We start from the raw sequence: 14,498 nt of genomic DNA, 5'->3' as shown, positions 1-14,498 counted from the left end.
CCACGCGCCCGCTCAGGCGCTCGTCCCACCGGCCGCGCCGTTCGCGCGGCCCTCACCCGAACGATGAGGTTGCGATGACAAAAGCCGTTCTGATCACCGGTGGCAGCCGCGGCATTGGCCGCGCAAGCGCGCGTCTGCTTGGCGCGCGCGGCTGGTGCGTCGGCGTGAATTACGCGCGGAATCTGGCCGCCGCGGAGGCCACCGTCGCTGAAGTGGAGCGCGCCGGCGGCCGCGCCGTGGCGATCGAAGGCGACGTCGCGAACGAAGCGGACGTGATCGCGATGTTCGACACGCTCCAGCAGAAATTCGGCAAGATCGACGCGCTCGTCAACAACGCGGGAATCGTCGCGCCGTCGAGCGCGCTCGCCGACATGGACTTCGCGCGCCTGAAGCGCATGTTCGATGTCAACGTGCTCGGCGCGTACCTGTGCGCGCGCGAAGCCGCGCGGCGCATGTCGACCGATCGCGGCGGCGTGGGCGGTGTGATCGTCAATATCTCGTCGGCGGCGGCGCGCCTCGGCTCGCCGAACGAATACGTCGATTACGCCGGCTCGAAAGGCGCGATCGACACGATGACGCTCGGCCTCGCCAAGGAACTCGGCCCGCGAGGCGTGCGCGTGAACGCGGTGCGCCCCGGCCTGATCGACACCGAAATCCACGCGAGCGGCGGCAAGCCCGAGCGCGCCGCGCAACTCGGCGCGACCACGCCGCTCGGCCGCCCGGGCAGCGCGGATGAAGTGGCTGAAATGATCGTCTGGCTGCTGAGCGACGCTGCCTCGTACGTGAGCGGTGCGTTGATCGACGTCTCCGGCGGACGCTGACGACTGACGACGGGTCTCGAGAGCGGCCTTAGAAAGACGAACCGCGTTCGCGCAGAAATGCGCGCTCCTCGTCCGTCGACGAGCGCCCAAGCACCCCATTGCGATGCGGAAAGCGCCCGAAACGCTCGATGATTTCCGCATGCCGCACGGCAAACCGGTAGTACGACTTGCCGCCCGGCTCCGCTTCGAGCCGCTTGAACAGACGCAGCGATTCGCGCTGGCTCGCGAGCGTCTCGTCGTGTTCGAACGGCAGATAGGCGAACGCGCGATGATGCACGGTCGGCAACAGGCGATCGGCGCCGCCGGCGATCATCTGTTGCGCGATGCGCAGTGCCTTCTGATCGGCGGCGAACGCTCGCGGCGTGTTGCGGTGGCAATTGCGCGAGAACTGGTCCAGCACGATGATGAGCGCCAACGCGCCGAGTGACGTGGCCTGCCAGTGGTCGAGCGAGGTGGCGCTCGCGTTGTGGCTCGACGCATCAACCGCCGCGTCGATCAACGCACCAAAGCGTTCCCGCAGCATCGCATCGAACACTTCGTCGCGGGAAAACCAGCGCTTGTGCTCCTCGCCGAAGTGCGGCGCATCCGGCGCATCGAACCAGCAGTCGAGAACCGCGCGCGCTTGCGGCGCGAGGCCCATGTAGTCGACCGACGTCGAGTATGACGTCGCGCCGGATTCGTCAGCCATTGCGGTTGCGCATCCAGTCGGCGGTTTCGAAAAACGAGCCGAGCAGGCGCTCGCGCAGCGGCTCGGCGAGGCCGATGTCCTCCATCGCCCATGCCATGCACCTGAGCCACTGATCCCGCTCGCTCGACGCGATCGCAAACGGCAAATGCCTTGCGCGCAGACGCGGATGGCCAAAGCGGCTGATGTAGTGATCGGGACCGCCGAGCCAGCCGCACAGGAACCAGAAAAACTTGTCGCGCGAACCGTCGAGCGATTCCGGATGCAAAGCCCGAATCCCGGCGAAATCCTGTTCCAGATCCATCAGGTCGTAAAACCGGTCGACCAGTTCGCGCACGCGCGCTTCGCCGCCCACCAGATCGAAGGCCGTCGGCTGCGCCGCGGACACTTCGTCGTTCAAATCACTCATAACCTGCTCATCAACGGATAAGAAAAATCACGCATCCCGCAGCGACTGCAACGCGGGGCGCGCCAACACATGCCGCAAGCTCAGCCAGCCGCCGACGCCGGCACAGGCGACGCCCGCGGCGATCCCCGCCGGCAACAGCCACGGATTGAAGCTCAGATAGAACTCGAACACCCGCGTCGCCAACACCCAGCCGATGATCTGCGCGCCCACCGCGGCCATTGCCCCGGCCAGCGCGCCAACCGCGACGAACTCGGCAATCTGCACCGCGCGCACCTGTCGATGCGATGCGCCGAGCGCGCGCAGCAGCGCGGATTCTCGCATACGCTCGTCGCGCGTGCCGGCGAGCGCCGCGTACAACACCAGCACGCCTGCCGCCAGCGTGAACGCGAACAGGAACTGCACTGCGCCGATCACCTGCTGCAACACGCGCTGAATCTGCGCGAGGATCGGACCAGTGTCGATGGCCGTGAGGTTCGGATAAGCGCCGATCAGGCCGTCGATGGTCGTCTGCTTTTCCTGCGGCAGATGAAAGCTCGTGATGAAGGTCGCCGGGAAATCCTGCAACGCGGCGGGCGGCATCAGCACGAAGAAGTTGACCTTGAACGACCCCCAGTCGAGCTTGCGCACGCTCGTCACCGGCGCGTCGATCTGCAAGCCGGTCACGTCGAAGCGCAGCACGTCGCCGGGCTTCACGTCGATCAGTTTGGCGAGCCCCTGCTCGATCGAGATCTGCGGCGTCTTCGTGTCGCCGTACCAGGTGCCTGCGGCCACGCGGTTGTCGTCGGGCAGCTCGGTCGTGTACGACAGATTGAATTCGCGGTCCACGAGGCGCTTCGCGTCGTTGCCCTTGAACGAATCCGGATTGACCGGCTTGCCGTTGATCGCCGTGAGCCGCCCTCGCACCATCGGCGAGAGCACCGTGCCCGGCACGCCGTGTGTGTCCAGATAGTGCGTGACCGCGTCGCGCTGATCAGGCTGGATGTCGATGATGAATTCGTTCGGCGCATCCGGCGGCGTCGATTTGCGCCAGCCTTGCACGAGGTCGTTGCGCGTCATCGCGATCAGCAGCAGGCACATCAGGCCGATGCCGAGCGCGGTGATCTGCAACGCGCTCGCGCTGCTGCGCCGCTCCAGCGACGCCAGCGCATACCGCCAGCCGATCCCCGCGTTCACGCGCTCGCTGCGCACGAGGCGCGCCGCACCCCACAGCGCGAGCCGCGCGATGCACGCGAACACCAGCAGCCCGCCGGCAAAGCCGCCCGCGACGATCCCGCCGAGCTTCAACTCGCCCGCCGCGACGATCAGCAACGCGGCGAACAGCGCGATGCCAAGCGCGTAGGCGGCCCACGCAGTGCGCCCCGCTTCGCCCCACTCGCGGCGCAGCACGCGCACCGGCGGCACGCGCGTGAGCGGCAACAGCGGCGGCAGCGCAAAACCGAGCAGCAGCACGAGGCCAGCCGCGATGCCCTGAAGCGCGGGCCACACAGTCGGGTACGGCAGCGCGACGTCGATCAGACTGCCGAGCCACATCAGCAACGCGAGATGCCCGAGATAACCGAGCGCGACACCCAGCGCGCCGCCGATCACGCCAAGCCCGACGAACTCCAGCGTGAACAGCGCGCGCAGCGCGGCCTGGCTCACGCCGAGACAGCGCATCGCCGCGCAGCCGTCCAGATGCCGGCGCATGTAGCGGTGCGCGGCCATCGCGATCGCCACGGCCGCGAGCAGCGCGGTGAGCAGCGACACGAGCGTGAGGAAATGACTCGCGCGATCGAGCGTCTGGCGCACTTGCGGCTGACCGTCCTGCAACGATTCGAGCGCGACGCCGCGCATCTTGCCGTCGTCCACCTTGCCGTGCGCGAACTGCGCGAACTTCGCCACCGACGCGTCCGCACCCGCCACCAGCAACCGGTAAGTCACGCGGCTGCCGAAGGTGATGAGGCCGGTCGACTGCACTTCGTCGGCGCGCAGCATCAAACGCGGCGAGAAGTTGACGAACGAAAAGCCGCGGTCCAGTTCACGGGTGATCAGCGCGCCGATCGTGAAGCTGCGGTTGCCGACTTTCACGGTGTCGCCCACATGCAGCTTCAACGCGTCGAGCAATGCCTGATCGACCCACACGGTGCCGGGCGCCGGAATCGATTGCGCGGGATGGTCCGGCGCGCCGGGCGCCGATGCGATCCGCACTGCGCCGCGCAGCGGATAACCCGGCGACACCGCCTTGATCGCGGCGAGGCGCGAGACCGGCTGCGCGCCAGACGCGCCGGTCGAATTGATCATGCTGGGGAAGATCGCCGTGCTGGCGGTGTTCAAGCCGAGCGCTTTGGCTTGCGCGGCGAATTGCGGATCGACCGGATGATCGGCGCGCACGATGAAATCCGCGGCGATCATGCGCCGCGCATCGCGCTCGAGCCCCTGATGCAGGCGGTCGGCCAGAAAGCCGACGCTCGACAACGCCGCGACGGCCAGAACCAGCGCCAGCAGCAGCATCGTCAATTCGCCGGCGCGCCAGTCGCGCGCCGTCATACGGATGGCCTGACGCAGCAGATCCGTGCCGCCGAACCGGCGTGCGGGCGTCGAGTCAGCGCGCGCCAAAGAACCTCGTACCGTATCGCTCAATCGTGCCTGCTCCTGGCAAGACGCGACACCATGTGCGTAGCCATGCCGCGAAAGCCGCCCTGCACGCCGCGCCAGAGCCGCGGCAACGCCCAGCCGGCCAGCACCAGGAAGCCCACCATCAGCACGAGGAACACGAGCGGCACGAACAGCGCGAGCAGCATGCCGCCGAACACGAGGCCGTCCTCGGCGGTCGAGGTGACCACGTTCGACACCGGCTCCGGCGACAGATTGATCAGCGCGCGCGTGCCCGCCTTCGCCAGATGCGCGGTGCCCGCCAGCGTGCCGCCCGCGAGCGCGGCGACCGTCAGCAGCGCCGGATCGGCATGGCCGAGCGCGCCGGCCGCGAGCACGGCGCCGGCCGGAATGCGGATGAACGTATGGACCGCGTCCCATAGCGAATCGAACGCGGGAATCTTGTCGGCGAGGAATTCGGTGAGCGTCAGGACGGCCGCCGCGCCGATTACCCACGGCGAAGACAGGGCGGACAGCGTATCGGGAAGATGGATGAAACCGAGGCGTTCGAACACGCCGGCGAGCAGAACTGTCAGATAGAGGCGCAGACCGCTGCCCCACGAAAGGCCTGCAGCAAGCGAAAGTGATTCAAGCATGGCCGCCTCCAGGCGCGCTGTGCGTGCCGGGCGCTTCGGCGGGCCGGGACAGGAGAAGCCCCACACCGAAGTCGTCAGACCCGCGCCAAGCCGGCCGCGCCATGGAGGCCGCGGGCAATGTCAGGTTGGATTCGGTTTCATTATAGCCACGTTAATTCGTAGGACGTAGAGCGGCGAACAATCGGCGGCGCCGGTGTGGCGCGGGGCAGACGCCGGTGCGCTCACCCAGGCTCGGTCAGATTCCCCCGCTTCAGCCGGATTTGCCGCGCGGAACCGACCAGCGGGGCTCCGACGCGCGGCATGGCAGCCCGGCGTTCAATGCCCCGACGACAGCTTCAGCCCGATCAAGCCAATCACGATCAGCGCCGCGCTGGCGACGCGCGCGACGCTCAGCGCCTCGCCCATCATCACGACGCCGAAGATGAATGCGCCGACCGCGCCGATCCCCGTCCACACCGCATAGGCCGTGCCGAGCGGCAACTGGCGCATCGCGACGGCGAGCAGCGCGAAGCTGCCGAGCGCGGTCACGATCGTGAACACGGACGGCCACAGCCGGGTGAAACCTTCGGAGGTCTTGAGACCGGCCGCCCACGCGACTTCGAGCAAACCGGCAATCAGCAGAAGAAACCAGGACACGAGACAGCTCCATGAAAAAAATGGGGCCGTCCCCGTTCGTAGCAAAAGCGTAAGGTCGTCCTTACAGAGCGTAATTATATCGAAGCGACGCGCGCGCCGCTTCGAAGCAGGCTCACACCGCGCCCACCAGCCGATAACCGACGCCGGTTTCCGTGATGATATGTTCCGGCTGCGCCGGATCGCGCTCCAGCTTGCCGCGCAGATGCGCCATGTAGATGCGCAGATAGTGGTGGCTCTCGACATGCGAGGGCCCCCACACGTCGCGCAGCAGCTGCCGGTGAGTCAGCACGCGCCCGGCATGGCGCACGAGCGTCGCGAGCAGCCGGTATTCGATGGGCGTCAGATGGATCGCGGCGCCGTCACGCGTGACCTGGCGCAAGGCGAGATCGACCGTGACCGCGCCGAAGCGCACCTGCGGCGACTCGTTCGCGCCGCCGTGATTGCGCCGCCGCATCTGCGCGCGGATGCGCGCGAGCAACTCGGACACGCCGAACGGCTTGGTCAGATAATCGTCCGCGCCGGCGTCGAGCGCGGCGACCTTCTCGCTCTCCTGGGTGCGCGCCGACAGCACGATCACCGGCAGCTCGCTCCAGCCGCGCAGTTCGCGGATCACGTCGAGACCGTCGGTGTCGGGCAAGCCGAGATCCACGATCACCAGATCCGGCTTACGGGTCGCGGCTTCGACGAGACCCTGCTTGCCGGTTTCGGCGTCGTGCACGACGATGCCCTCGCCTTCCAGCGCGGTGCGTACGAAACGGCGAATCTGTTTTTCGTCTTCAATCAGAACAACGGTGATGCTCGGCTCACTCATGGGTCGGCTTGGCCAGCGGATTGAGGGTGGCGGCGCGCTCGGCGCCGGTGTGAGGGTCGGCGAGGAGATCGGCATGCGCCAACGGCTCGGCGCCTTCGTCTTCCAGCGCATCCGGCGCGTCGGGCGGCGTGTCCGCCGGCAGCGTGAACCAGAAGCGCGCCCCGGCGATGCGGCCGTCCGCCGACAGCCGGTTGAGCGCGCCGATTGTACCGCCGTGCGCCTCGACGATCGCGCGGCAGATCGCGAGCCCCAAGCCGATGCCCGGCTTGGCCGATTCCTTCTCGCCGCGCGTGAATTTCTCGAACACGCGCGCTTCCATGCCGGCGGGCAGGCCGGGGCCGTCGTCGTCGACGGTGACGCGCACGAACGGCGTGTCGTCCGCGTCGATGCGTTGCGCGCCGATCGTCAGCGGCGTCCCCGGCGCGGTGTACTTGGCCGCGTTCTCGAACAGGTTCGAGAAGAGCCGCTCCATCAGCACCGCGTCGAGATTGAGCAGCGGCAGATCGGCGGGCAGTCTGACCTGCACCGGATGACCCGCCAGCACGCGTTTGCACGCACGCAGCGCCGCGCCCACCGTTTCTTCGAGCAGCGTCCACTGCCGGTTCAGTTGCAGACTGCCCGCCTGCAGGCGGGCCATGTCGAGCAGATTGGTGACGATGCCGGTCATGCGCAGCGCTTCCTCGTGAATCGCGTCGACGAGGTCGTCGGCCGGTTGCATCGGCGTACCGGCTTCGGTGGGCGTCTTGCGCGTTTGCGCCAGCATCGACGAAAAGCCGACGATGGTCGTCAACGGCGTGCGCAGATCGTGCGAGATCGCGGAGAGCAGCGAGTTGCGCAGGCGCTCCGACTCCATGTTGACGAGCGCATCGCGCGCGATGTCGACGTAATGCACCCGCTCGAGCGCCAGCGCGATCTGCGCGGCGAACGCGTCGAGCATGCGTTGCTGCTCGGGCACGTCCAGCTCGCGCTCGTCGCGCAGCACGACCGCGAGCACGCCGCGCGTGCGCATCGGCGCCTTCAGCGGCAGATACAGCGCGGCCGCGGCGGGCAAGGTATCGGTGCCGTGACCGGCCGGCTTCTGCTGATCGTAGACCCACTGGCCGACGTCGAGGTCGAGCAGTTCGCCTTCGAGCGTAATCGCCGCGTCGGGGTCCTCGATCTTCTGTTTGACCTGATCGACGCTATCCGGCAGCAGGATCGCGACGCGCGCGCCGAACACCTCGCTCACGTGCCGGCTGCCGATCCCGACGATCTGCTCGGTGGTCAGCGCCGCCGCGAGTTCGCGCGCCATCGCGTACATCGCGCCGGTGCGTTGCTCGCGGCGCCGCGCGACGCTCGCCTCGTGGCGCAGGCTCGAAGTCAGATGGCTGATCACGAGCGAGGTCAGCAGCATGCCGAAGAAGGTCAGCAGGTATTGCGTGTCGGACACCGACAGCGACATGCGTGGCGGCACGAAGAAGAAATCGAACGCGGCCACGCTCAGGAACGACAGCACGACGCCCGGCCCGCGTCCCAGCTTCACCGCCGTGAAGATCACGCCGAGCAGATACAGCATCACGAGGTTGGCCAGATCGATACGGTCGATCAGCTGGCTCGACAGCAGCGTGACGGCCGCGCAGATCAGCAGCGCGAGCCCGTATGCGCGCGGCGGCGAACGGCGTTCGCGCGCCGCGCTCAGCGCCTCGCGCCATGCGTTCGCGGTGGTGTTCAACAGGCGCCGCGGCTCACCGCCATCACGTTCCGCCGACGCGCGAATCAGCGTGAGATCGAGTTCGCCCGCGCGCTCGGCGATGCGCTCGCCGAACGGCCGGCACAGCCAGCGCCTCGGCCCCGTGCGCGACGATGCGCCCGCCACCAGCTTCGACACGTTGCGCGCCTGCGCATAGCCGATCAGCGCGGTGACCGCATCGGTGCCTGCGAGCGTCGCGGTTTCGGCGCCGAGTTCGGCGGCGAGCTTCAACGCGTTCAGCGTGCGTTCGCGGCGCGCATCGGGCAGACGTTGCAGCGCCGGCGTTTCCACATAGACGGCGAGCCAGTCGGCTTTCAGGCTGGCGGCAAGGCGCGCCGCCGCGCGCACCAGCGCGGGCGCCTCCGGGCCCGGACCCACGCACACCAGCAAGCGCTCGCGCGCCTGCCAGATGCGCTGAATCGAACGGTCCGCGCGATATTCCCGCATCTGCGCATCGACGCGGTCCGCGGTGCGGCGCAACGCCAGCTCGCGCAGCGCGATCAGATTGCCCTTGCGAAAGAAGTTGCGCACCGCGCGCTCGGCCTGCTGCGGCAAATACACCTTGCCGTCGCGCATCCGGTCGAGCAGTTCCTCGGCGGGCAGGTCGACCAGCGTGACTTCGTCGGCGTGGTCGAACACGCGGTCCGGCACCGTCTCCCACACGCGGATGCCGGTGATCTGGCCGACCACGTCGTTCAGGCTTTCGAGGTGCTGGACGTTGACCGTCGTATAGACGTCGATGCCCGCGTCGAGCAGTTCGTGCACGTCCTGCCAGCGCTTCAGATGGCGCGCGCCCTGCACGTTCGAATGCGCGAGTTCGTCGACCAGAATCAGCTGCGGCTTGCGCGCGAGCGCGGCGTCGAGATCGAACTCGCCGAGCTTGCGGCCGCGATACTCGATATGCGCGAGCGGCAGCACCTCGAGGCCGTCGAGCAGCGCGGCGGTTTCGCTGCGGCCATGCGTTTCGGCGATGCCGATCACGACGTCCGCGCCTTCGTCATGGCGGCGGCGCGCGGCCTGCAGCATCGCGTAGGTTTTGCCCACGCCGGCCGACGCGCCGAAGAAAATCTTCAGCCGGCCGCGCAGACGTTTTTCTTCGTCGCGCTGCAGCTTGTCGAGCAGTTCGTCAGGATCGGGGCGGTTCATGCTCAGTAGTTTTCATAGTCGTGCGAGCGGCGGTATCCGCATGGTGGCACGGTCGCCGCCGGCCCGCAAATCGCGGCGCGGCCGGGTGCCGCGAAGGAAAATAGCAAAAGCAAAGGCGGCGTCACGCGGACGCCGCCTTTGCGAGCCGCGGCGCCTCGCCGCGAAGCGCGCGTACGCGAGATCAGCTAGCCGCGTTTCATTTCGTCGAGCGCCAGATTCAGCTTCAGCACGTTCACACGCGGCTCACCGAGAATGCCGAACTGACGGCCGGTCGTATAACGGTCGACCAGCGCCTGCACGTCGTTCGGCGCGAGCTTGCGCGCGGCTGCGACGCGCCCGATCTGATAGGCCGCGGCCGCCGGGCTGATCTCCGGATCGAGACCGCTGCCCGACGAGGTCACCAGATCGACCGGCACCGGGTTCGACATATCGGTGCCCGCCGCCTTCAACGCGTCGAGCCGGCCCTTCACTTCGTCGAGCAGCGCCGGGTTGGTCGGCCCGAGGTTCGAGCCGCTCGAACCCTGCGCGTTATACGGCATCGGGCTGGTGGCCGACAAACGGCCCCAGAAGTACTGCGGCGCGTCGAACTGCTGGCCGATCAGTTGCGAGCCGACCAGCTTGCCGTTCTGTTCGATCAGGCTGCCGTTCGCCTGATCGTGGAAAGCGGCCTGACCGAAGGCGGTCATCACCGCGGGGTAAGCGAGACCCGTGAACACGGTGAGCACCGCGAAGATCACGAGCAACGGACGAAACAGATTTTTCATGATGAGTGGTTCCTTTTGCTTTCGAAGCAGCCGGGCTTCAAACCCAGCCGAACGCGGCCAGCACCATATCGATCAGCTTGATGCCGATGAACGGCACGATGATCCCGCCCAAACCGTAGACCAGCAGATTGCGCCGCAACAGGATCGCCGCGCCCAGCGCGCGATAACGCACGCCCTTGAGCGCGAGCGGAATCAGCAGCACGATCACGAGCGCATTGAAAATCACCGCCGACATGATCGCCGAGGCCGGCGTGGCCAGGTGCATCACGTTCAGCGCGTTCAGCGCCGGATAAGTGGTGGCGAACGCGGCCGGAATGATCGCGAAGTATTTGGCGACGTCGTTGGCGATCGAGAACGTGGTGAGCGAGCCGCGCGTCATCAGCATCTGCTTGCCGATCTCGACGATCTCGATCAGTTTGGTCGGATTCGAGTCGAGGTCGACCATGTTGCCGGCCTCTTTCGCGGCCTGGGTGCCGGTGTTCATCGCCACCGCGACGTCGGCCTGCGCGAGCGCCGGGGCGTCGTTGGTGCCGTCGCCGGTCATCGCCACGAGGCGCCCTTCGGCCTGGTGCGCGCGGATCGTCGCAAGCTTCGCTTCGGGCGTCGCTTCGGCGAGGAAATCGTCGACGCCGGCCTCGGCGGCGATCGCCGCCGCGGTCAGCCGGTTGTCGCCGGTCACCATCACTGTCTTGATGCCCATCTTGCGCAGTTCTGCGAAGCGCTCCTTGATGCCGCCCTTCACGACGTCCTTCAACTCGATCACACCGAGCACGCGTGCGTTCTGCGCGGTGAGCTTCTCGGCCACCACCAACGGCGTGCTGCCGCGCCGCGCGACCTCGGCCACCGCGTTGCTGACTTCGTTCGGGAAGCGGCCGCCGTTGGCCTCGACGTAGTGCTTCACCGCGTCGGCCGCGCCCTTGCGGATTTCGCGGCCCGGCGCGCCGGAGCTGTCGCTGGGAGACAGGTCGACGCCGCTCATCCGCGTTTGCGCGGTGAACGCGAGGAACAGCGCATTCAGCGAAGCCATGTCGCGTTGGCGGATGTTGAAGCGCTGCTTCGCGAGCACGACGATGCTGCGGCCTTCCGGCGTTTCATCGGCGAGCGACGAGAGCTGTGCGGCGTCCGCGAGCGCTTCTTCGGTCACGCCCGGCGCCGGGACGAACTGCGATGCCTGACGGTTGCCGAGCGTGATCGTGCCGGTTTTGTCGAGCAGCAGCACGTCGACGTCGCCGGCGGCTTCCACCGCACGGCCCGAGGTGGCGATCACGTTGGCCTGCATCATGCGGCTCATGCCCGCCACGCCGATCGCCGACAACAGCCCGCCGATGGTGGTCGGAATCAGACACACCAGCAGCGCGACGAGCGCCGTGATCGTCACCACGTGGCCCGCATGCGCGGCCTGCACCGAGAACATCGAGAACGGCAACAGCGTCGCGGTGGCGAGCAGCATCACGATGGTCAGCGCGACCAGCAGGATCGTCAGCGCGATTTCGTTCGGCGTCTTCTGACGTTTCGCGCCTTCGACCATCGCGATCATGCGATCGAGGAACGCCTCGCCCGGGTTCGCCGTGACGCGCACGACGATCCAGTCCGACAGCACGCGCGTGCCGCCCGTCACCGATGAAAAGTCGCCGCCCGACTCGCGGATCACCGGCGCGGATTCGCCGGTGATCGCCGATTCGTCAACCGAAGCGACGCCGTCGATCACTTCGCCGTCGGCCGGAATCACGTCGCCGGTTTCGATCAGCACAACGTCGCCCTTACGCAGATCGGACGCCGTCAGAATGCGGATCGGCGACTTCGGATGCGGCTCGTTGAGCTTCTTGGCCATCACGTCTTTTTTCGCGCTGCGCAGCGACGCCGCCTGGGCCTTCGAACGGCCTTCGGCGAGCGCTTCCGCGAAGTTCGCGAACAGCACGGTGAACCACAGCCACAACGTGACCGCGAGAATGAAGCCCGCGGGCGCCTCGGCCTGGCCGCCGAGCGCGGCGATCCACAGAATGGTCGTCAGAATGCTGCCGACGTACACGCAGAACATCACCGGATTGCGGAACTGCGTGCGCGGCGTGAGTTTTTTGAAGGAGTCCACGATCGCCGGGCGCAGCAGCGCCGGGTCGAACATGGACCTCGTTGCATTATGTTCAGTCATTGAATCCTCGAATACCGTTATCGCGTAACGTGTGCCTGGTCAATCGCTGGCCGCCCGTGTCACGTCGATGGGCCGCCTCAATGCGCGCCCATCATCATCAGATGCTCGACGCCCGGACCCAGCGCGAGCGCCGGCACATAGGTCAGCGCGCCGACCAGCAGCACCGTGCCGAGCAGCAGCACGACGAACAGCGGGCCGTGCGTCGGCAGCGTGCCGCCGGTCACGCCGATGCGCTTCTTCGCGGCAAGCGAGCCGGCGATCGCGAGCACCGGGATGATCGTGCCGAAGCGGCCGAACCACATCGCGATCGCGGTGAGCCAGTTGTAGAACGGCGTGTTCACGGAGAGGCCGGCGAACGCGCTGCCGTTGTTGTTCGCCGCCGAGCTGAACGCGTAGAGGATTTCGGAGAAGCCGTGCGCGCCGGGGTTGAAAATGCCGGCCGTGCCCGCGCTGCTCAACACGGCGATCGACGTGCCCACCAGCACCAGCAGCGGCGTGAGCAGCACGACGATCGACACCATCTTCATCTCGTACGCCTCGATCTTCTTGCCGACGTATTCGGGCGTGCGGCCGATCATCAGGCCTGCGACGAACACGGCCAGCATCGCGAACACGAGCATCCCGTACATGCCGGAGCCCACGCCGCCGAAGATCACCTCGCCGAGCTGCATCAGCAGCATCGGATAGAGACCGCCGATCGGCGTCAGCGAGTCGTGCGTATTCGTGACCGCGCCGCACGACGCCGCCGTGGTCGCGACCGTGAAGATGCCCGACTGCGCGATGCCGAAGCGCGTTTCCTTGCCTTCCGCATTGCCGCCCGACTGCAACGCATTCGCCGACTGATCGATATGCAGCGCGGTGAGCGCCGGATTGCCGCCCTGCTCCGCGCCGATCTCGCCGAACACGCAGACGCCGAAGCCGATCGTCATCGCCGCAAGCACGGCCACGCCCTGCTTGCGGTCACCGATCACGCGGCCGAACACCAGCGCCAAGGCGGCAGGGATGATCAGGATCGAGAGTATCTGCAGGAAGTTCGAGAACGGCGTCGGGTTTTCGAACGGATGCGCCGAGTTGCCGTTGAAGAAGCCGCCACCGTTGGTGCCGAGCATCTTGATCGCTTCCTGCGACGCCACCGGGCCCATCGCGATGGTCTGCGTCTTCACCGGCGTATCGACCGTGACCGGATTGCCCTTCGCGTCCTTCACCGGATTGCCTTGCGCGTCGAGTTTCGGCGCGGCATAGGTGGTGGTTTGCAGCGTCGGCACGTCCTGATAGGCCTTGAAGTTCTGGATCACGCCCTGGCTCATCAGCAGCGCGGCGACGATCATCGACATCGGCAGCAACACGTACAGCGTCACCCGCGTGACGTCGACCCAGAAGTTGCCGATGGTTTGCGCGGTATGACGCGCGAAGCCGCGGATCAGCGCAATCACGACCACGATGCCGGTCGCCGCGGAGAAGAAGTTCTGCACGGTCAGGCCGAGCATCTGCGTCAGATAGCCGACGGTCTGTTCAGGCGAATAATCCTGCCAGTTCGTATTGGTCACGAAACTGACCGCCGTGTTGAACGCGCTGTCGACCGACATCGCGCCGAACTGCTGCGGATTGCCCGGTAGCCAGCCTTGCACGCGCAACAGCACGTAAAGGCAGGCCACGCCGAGCACGTTGAACGCGATCGTGGCGATCGCGTAATGCTTCCAGCCCATTTCCGCCGACGGATCGACGCCCGCGATGCGATACAGCAAACGTTCGAGCGGACCGCCCCAACGGACCACGCGCGAGCTGCCGTCCATCACCGCGCCGAGATAGCGGGCCATCGGCACCGCGGCGGCCAGCAGCACGACGATGAACAGGCCCGCCTGCAGGACATTGTTCGAGTTCATTCAATGTCCTCCGCGCGCAACAGCGCATAGACCAGATAAACAAACAGCAGCGCGGTGGCCGCGCCGGACAACCAGAGGATCCAGTTCATGACCGCGCTCCCTGGCCGCGACGGAACTGCATCAACTTCTCGCAGCCACCGATCAATGCAAAGGTCAGCGCGGCAAACAGCACCAGCCCCCCGACATACAACACATCCATTTTTGTTCTCCACTCACGGACTTTGGATAGGTGCAACGG

Annotated in this window: 13 protein-coding genes; 1 reads left to right on the top strand and 12 read right to left on the bottom strand. The window is 66.9% G+C overall.

Annotated features, from left to right (window positions below; genetic code table 11):
* Window positions 1-74: 74 nt before the first annotated feature.
* A complete protein-coding gene (locus tag ACZ9H4_RS07460; RefSeq protein ID WP_408148532.1) occupies window positions 75-821 on the top strand; it encodes an SDR family oxidoreductase in 747 nt (248 codons plus the stop codon).
* 28 nt (window positions 822-849) lie between these two features.
* Here ACZ9H4_RS07460 and ACZ9H4_RS07455 read toward each other — a convergent pair whose 3' ends face one another.
* The 12 genes from ACZ9H4_RS07455 to ACZ9H4_RS07400 form a co-directional block, all read right to left on the bottom strand.
* The gene (locus ACZ9H4_RS07455; protein ID WP_476118620.1) at window positions 850-1,509 is read right to left on the bottom strand and encodes a DUF924 family protein; all 660 of its coding nucleotides are present in this window, start codon (window positions 1,507-1,509) and stop codon (window positions 850-852) included.
* Window positions 1,502-1,915 carry a group II truncated hemoglobin gene (locus ACZ9H4_RS07450; RefSeq protein WP_408148528.1) on the bottom strand — a complete coding sequence of 138 codons (414 nt, stop codon included), beginning with the start codon at window positions 1,913-1,915 and terminating at the stop codon, window positions 1,502-1,504. The genes ACZ9H4_RS07455 and ACZ9H4_RS07450 overlap by 8 nt, the downstream gene beginning before the upstream one ends.
* A gap of 27 nt (window positions 1,916-1,942) precedes the next feature.
* Window positions 1,943-4,534: an ABC transporter permease gene (locus ACZ9H4_RS07445; protein ID WP_476118618.1), complete on the bottom strand. Its 2,592-nt coding sequence runs from the start codon at window positions 4,532-4,534 to the stop codon at window positions 1,943-1,945.
* Window positions 4,531-5,142: a DUF4126 domain-containing protein gene (locus ACZ9H4_RS07440; protein WP_408148524.1), complete on the bottom strand. Its 612-nt coding sequence runs from the start codon at window positions 5,140-5,142 to the stop codon at window positions 4,531-4,533. The genes ACZ9H4_RS07445 and ACZ9H4_RS07440 overlap by 4 nt, the downstream gene beginning before the upstream one ends.
* A gap of 315 nt (window positions 5,143-5,457) precedes the next feature.
* Window positions 5,458-5,778, bottom strand: coding sequence for a quaternary ammonium compound efflux SMR transporter SugE (gene sugE / locus ACZ9H4_RS07435; RefSeq protein ID WP_408153984.1), 321 nt, complete (start codon window positions 5,776-5,778; stop codon window positions 5,458-5,460).
* A gap of 112 nt (window positions 5,779-5,890) precedes the next feature.
* The gene (kdpE, locus tag ACZ9H4_RS07430) at window positions 5,891-6,589 is read right to left on the bottom strand and encodes a two-component system response regulator KdpE (protein ID WP_408148520.1); all 699 of its coding nucleotides are present in this window, start codon (window positions 6,587-6,589) and stop codon (window positions 5,891-5,893) included.
* Window positions 6,582-9,464 (bottom strand): DUF4118 domain-containing protein, encoded by a 2,883-nt coding sequence (locus ACZ9H4_RS07425; RefSeq protein WP_476118617.1) that lies wholly within the window; start codon window positions 9,462-9,464, stop codon window positions 6,582-6,584. Before ACZ9H4_RS07425 ends, kdpE begins: the two co-directional genes overlap by 8 nt.
* 185 nt (window positions 9,465-9,649) lie before the next feature.
* A complete protein-coding gene (kdpC, locus tag ACZ9H4_RS07420; RefSeq protein WP_408148516.1) occupies window positions 9,650-10,228 on the bottom strand; it encodes a potassium-transporting ATPase subunit KdpC in 579 nt (192 codons plus the stop codon).
* 37 nt (window positions 10,229-10,265) lie between these two features.
* Entirely contained in the window at window positions 10,266-12,377 is a 2,112-nt protein-coding gene (kdpB, locus tag ACZ9H4_RS07415; RefSeq protein WP_408148514.1) for a potassium-transporting ATPase subunit KdpB, read from the bottom strand.
* 77 nt (window positions 12,378-12,454) lie between these two features.
* A complete protein-coding gene (kdpA, locus tag ACZ9H4_RS07410; RefSeq protein WP_476118615.1) occupies window positions 12,455-14,260 on the bottom strand; it encodes a potassium-transporting ATPase subunit KdpA in 1,806 nt (601 codons plus the stop codon).
* Complete coding sequence (kdpF, locus tag ACZ9H4_RS07405; RefSeq protein WP_011487462.1) at window positions 14,257-14,349, bottom strand: K(+)-transporting ATPase subunit F; 93 nt, start codon at window positions 14,347-14,349, stop codon at window positions 14,257-14,259. Before kdpF ends, kdpA begins: the two co-directional genes overlap by 4 nt.
* Window positions 14,346-14,459, bottom strand: coding sequence for a hypothetical protein (locus ACZ9H4_RS07400; protein WP_042327528.1), 114 nt, complete (start codon window positions 14,457-14,459; stop codon window positions 14,346-14,348). The genes kdpF and ACZ9H4_RS07400 overlap by 4 nt, the downstream gene beginning before the upstream one ends.
* Window positions 14,460-14,498 lie beyond the last annotated feature (39 nt).

The organism is Paraburkholderia sp. TE9906, assembly GCF_056279605.1.
The sequence above is the reverse complement of the archived record's forward strand: the minus strand, read 5'-3'. Positions and strand labels throughout refer to the sequence as shown.

Excerpts from the sequence above, each read along its gene's own strand:
- kdpF (WP_011487462.1), bottom strand. The coding sequence starts at position 14,349 with ATGAACTGGATCCTCTGGTTGTCCGGCGCGGCCACCGCGCTGCTGTTT.
- ACZ9H4_RS07455 (WP_476118620.1), bottom strand. The coding sequence starts at position 1,509 with ATGGCTGACGAATCCGGCGCGACGTCATACTCGACGTCGGTCGACTAC.
- kdpE (WP_408148520.1), bottom strand. The coding sequence starts at position 6,589 with ATGAGTGAGCCGAGCATCACCGTTGTTCTGATTGAAGACGAAAAACAG.
- ACZ9H4_RS07460 (WP_408148532.1), top strand. The coding sequence starts at position 75 with ATGACAAAAGCCGTTCTGATCACCGGTGGCAGCCGCGGCATTGGCCGC.
- ACZ9H4_RS07400 (WP_042327528.1), bottom strand. The coding sequence starts at position 14,459 with ATGGATGTGTTGTATGTCGGGGGGCTGGTGCTGTTTGCCGCGCTGACC.
- kdpA (WP_476118615.1), bottom strand. The coding sequence starts at position 14,260 with ATGAACTCGAACAATGTCCTGCAGGCGGGCCTGTTCATCGTCGTGCTG.
- kdpB (WP_408148514.1), bottom strand. The coding sequence starts at position 12,377 with ATGACTGAACATAATGCAACGAGGTCCATGTTCGACCCGGCGCTGCTG.
- kdpC (WP_408148516.1), bottom strand. The coding sequence starts at position 10,228 with ATGAAAAATCTGTTTCGTCCGTTGCTCGTGATCTTCGCGGTGCTCACC.
- ACZ9H4_RS07425 (WP_476118617.1), bottom strand. The coding sequence starts at position 9,464 with ATGAACCGCCCCGATCCTGACGAACTGCTCGACAAGCTGCAGCGCGAC.
- ACZ9H4_RS07450 (WP_408148528.1), bottom strand. The coding sequence starts at position 1,915 with ATGAGTGATTTGAACGACGAAGTGTCCGCGGCGCAGCCGACGGCCTTC.
- ACZ9H4_RS07440 (WP_408148524.1), bottom strand. The coding sequence starts at position 5,142 with ATGCTTGAATCACTTTCGCTTGCTGCAGGCCTTTCGTGGGGCAGCGGT.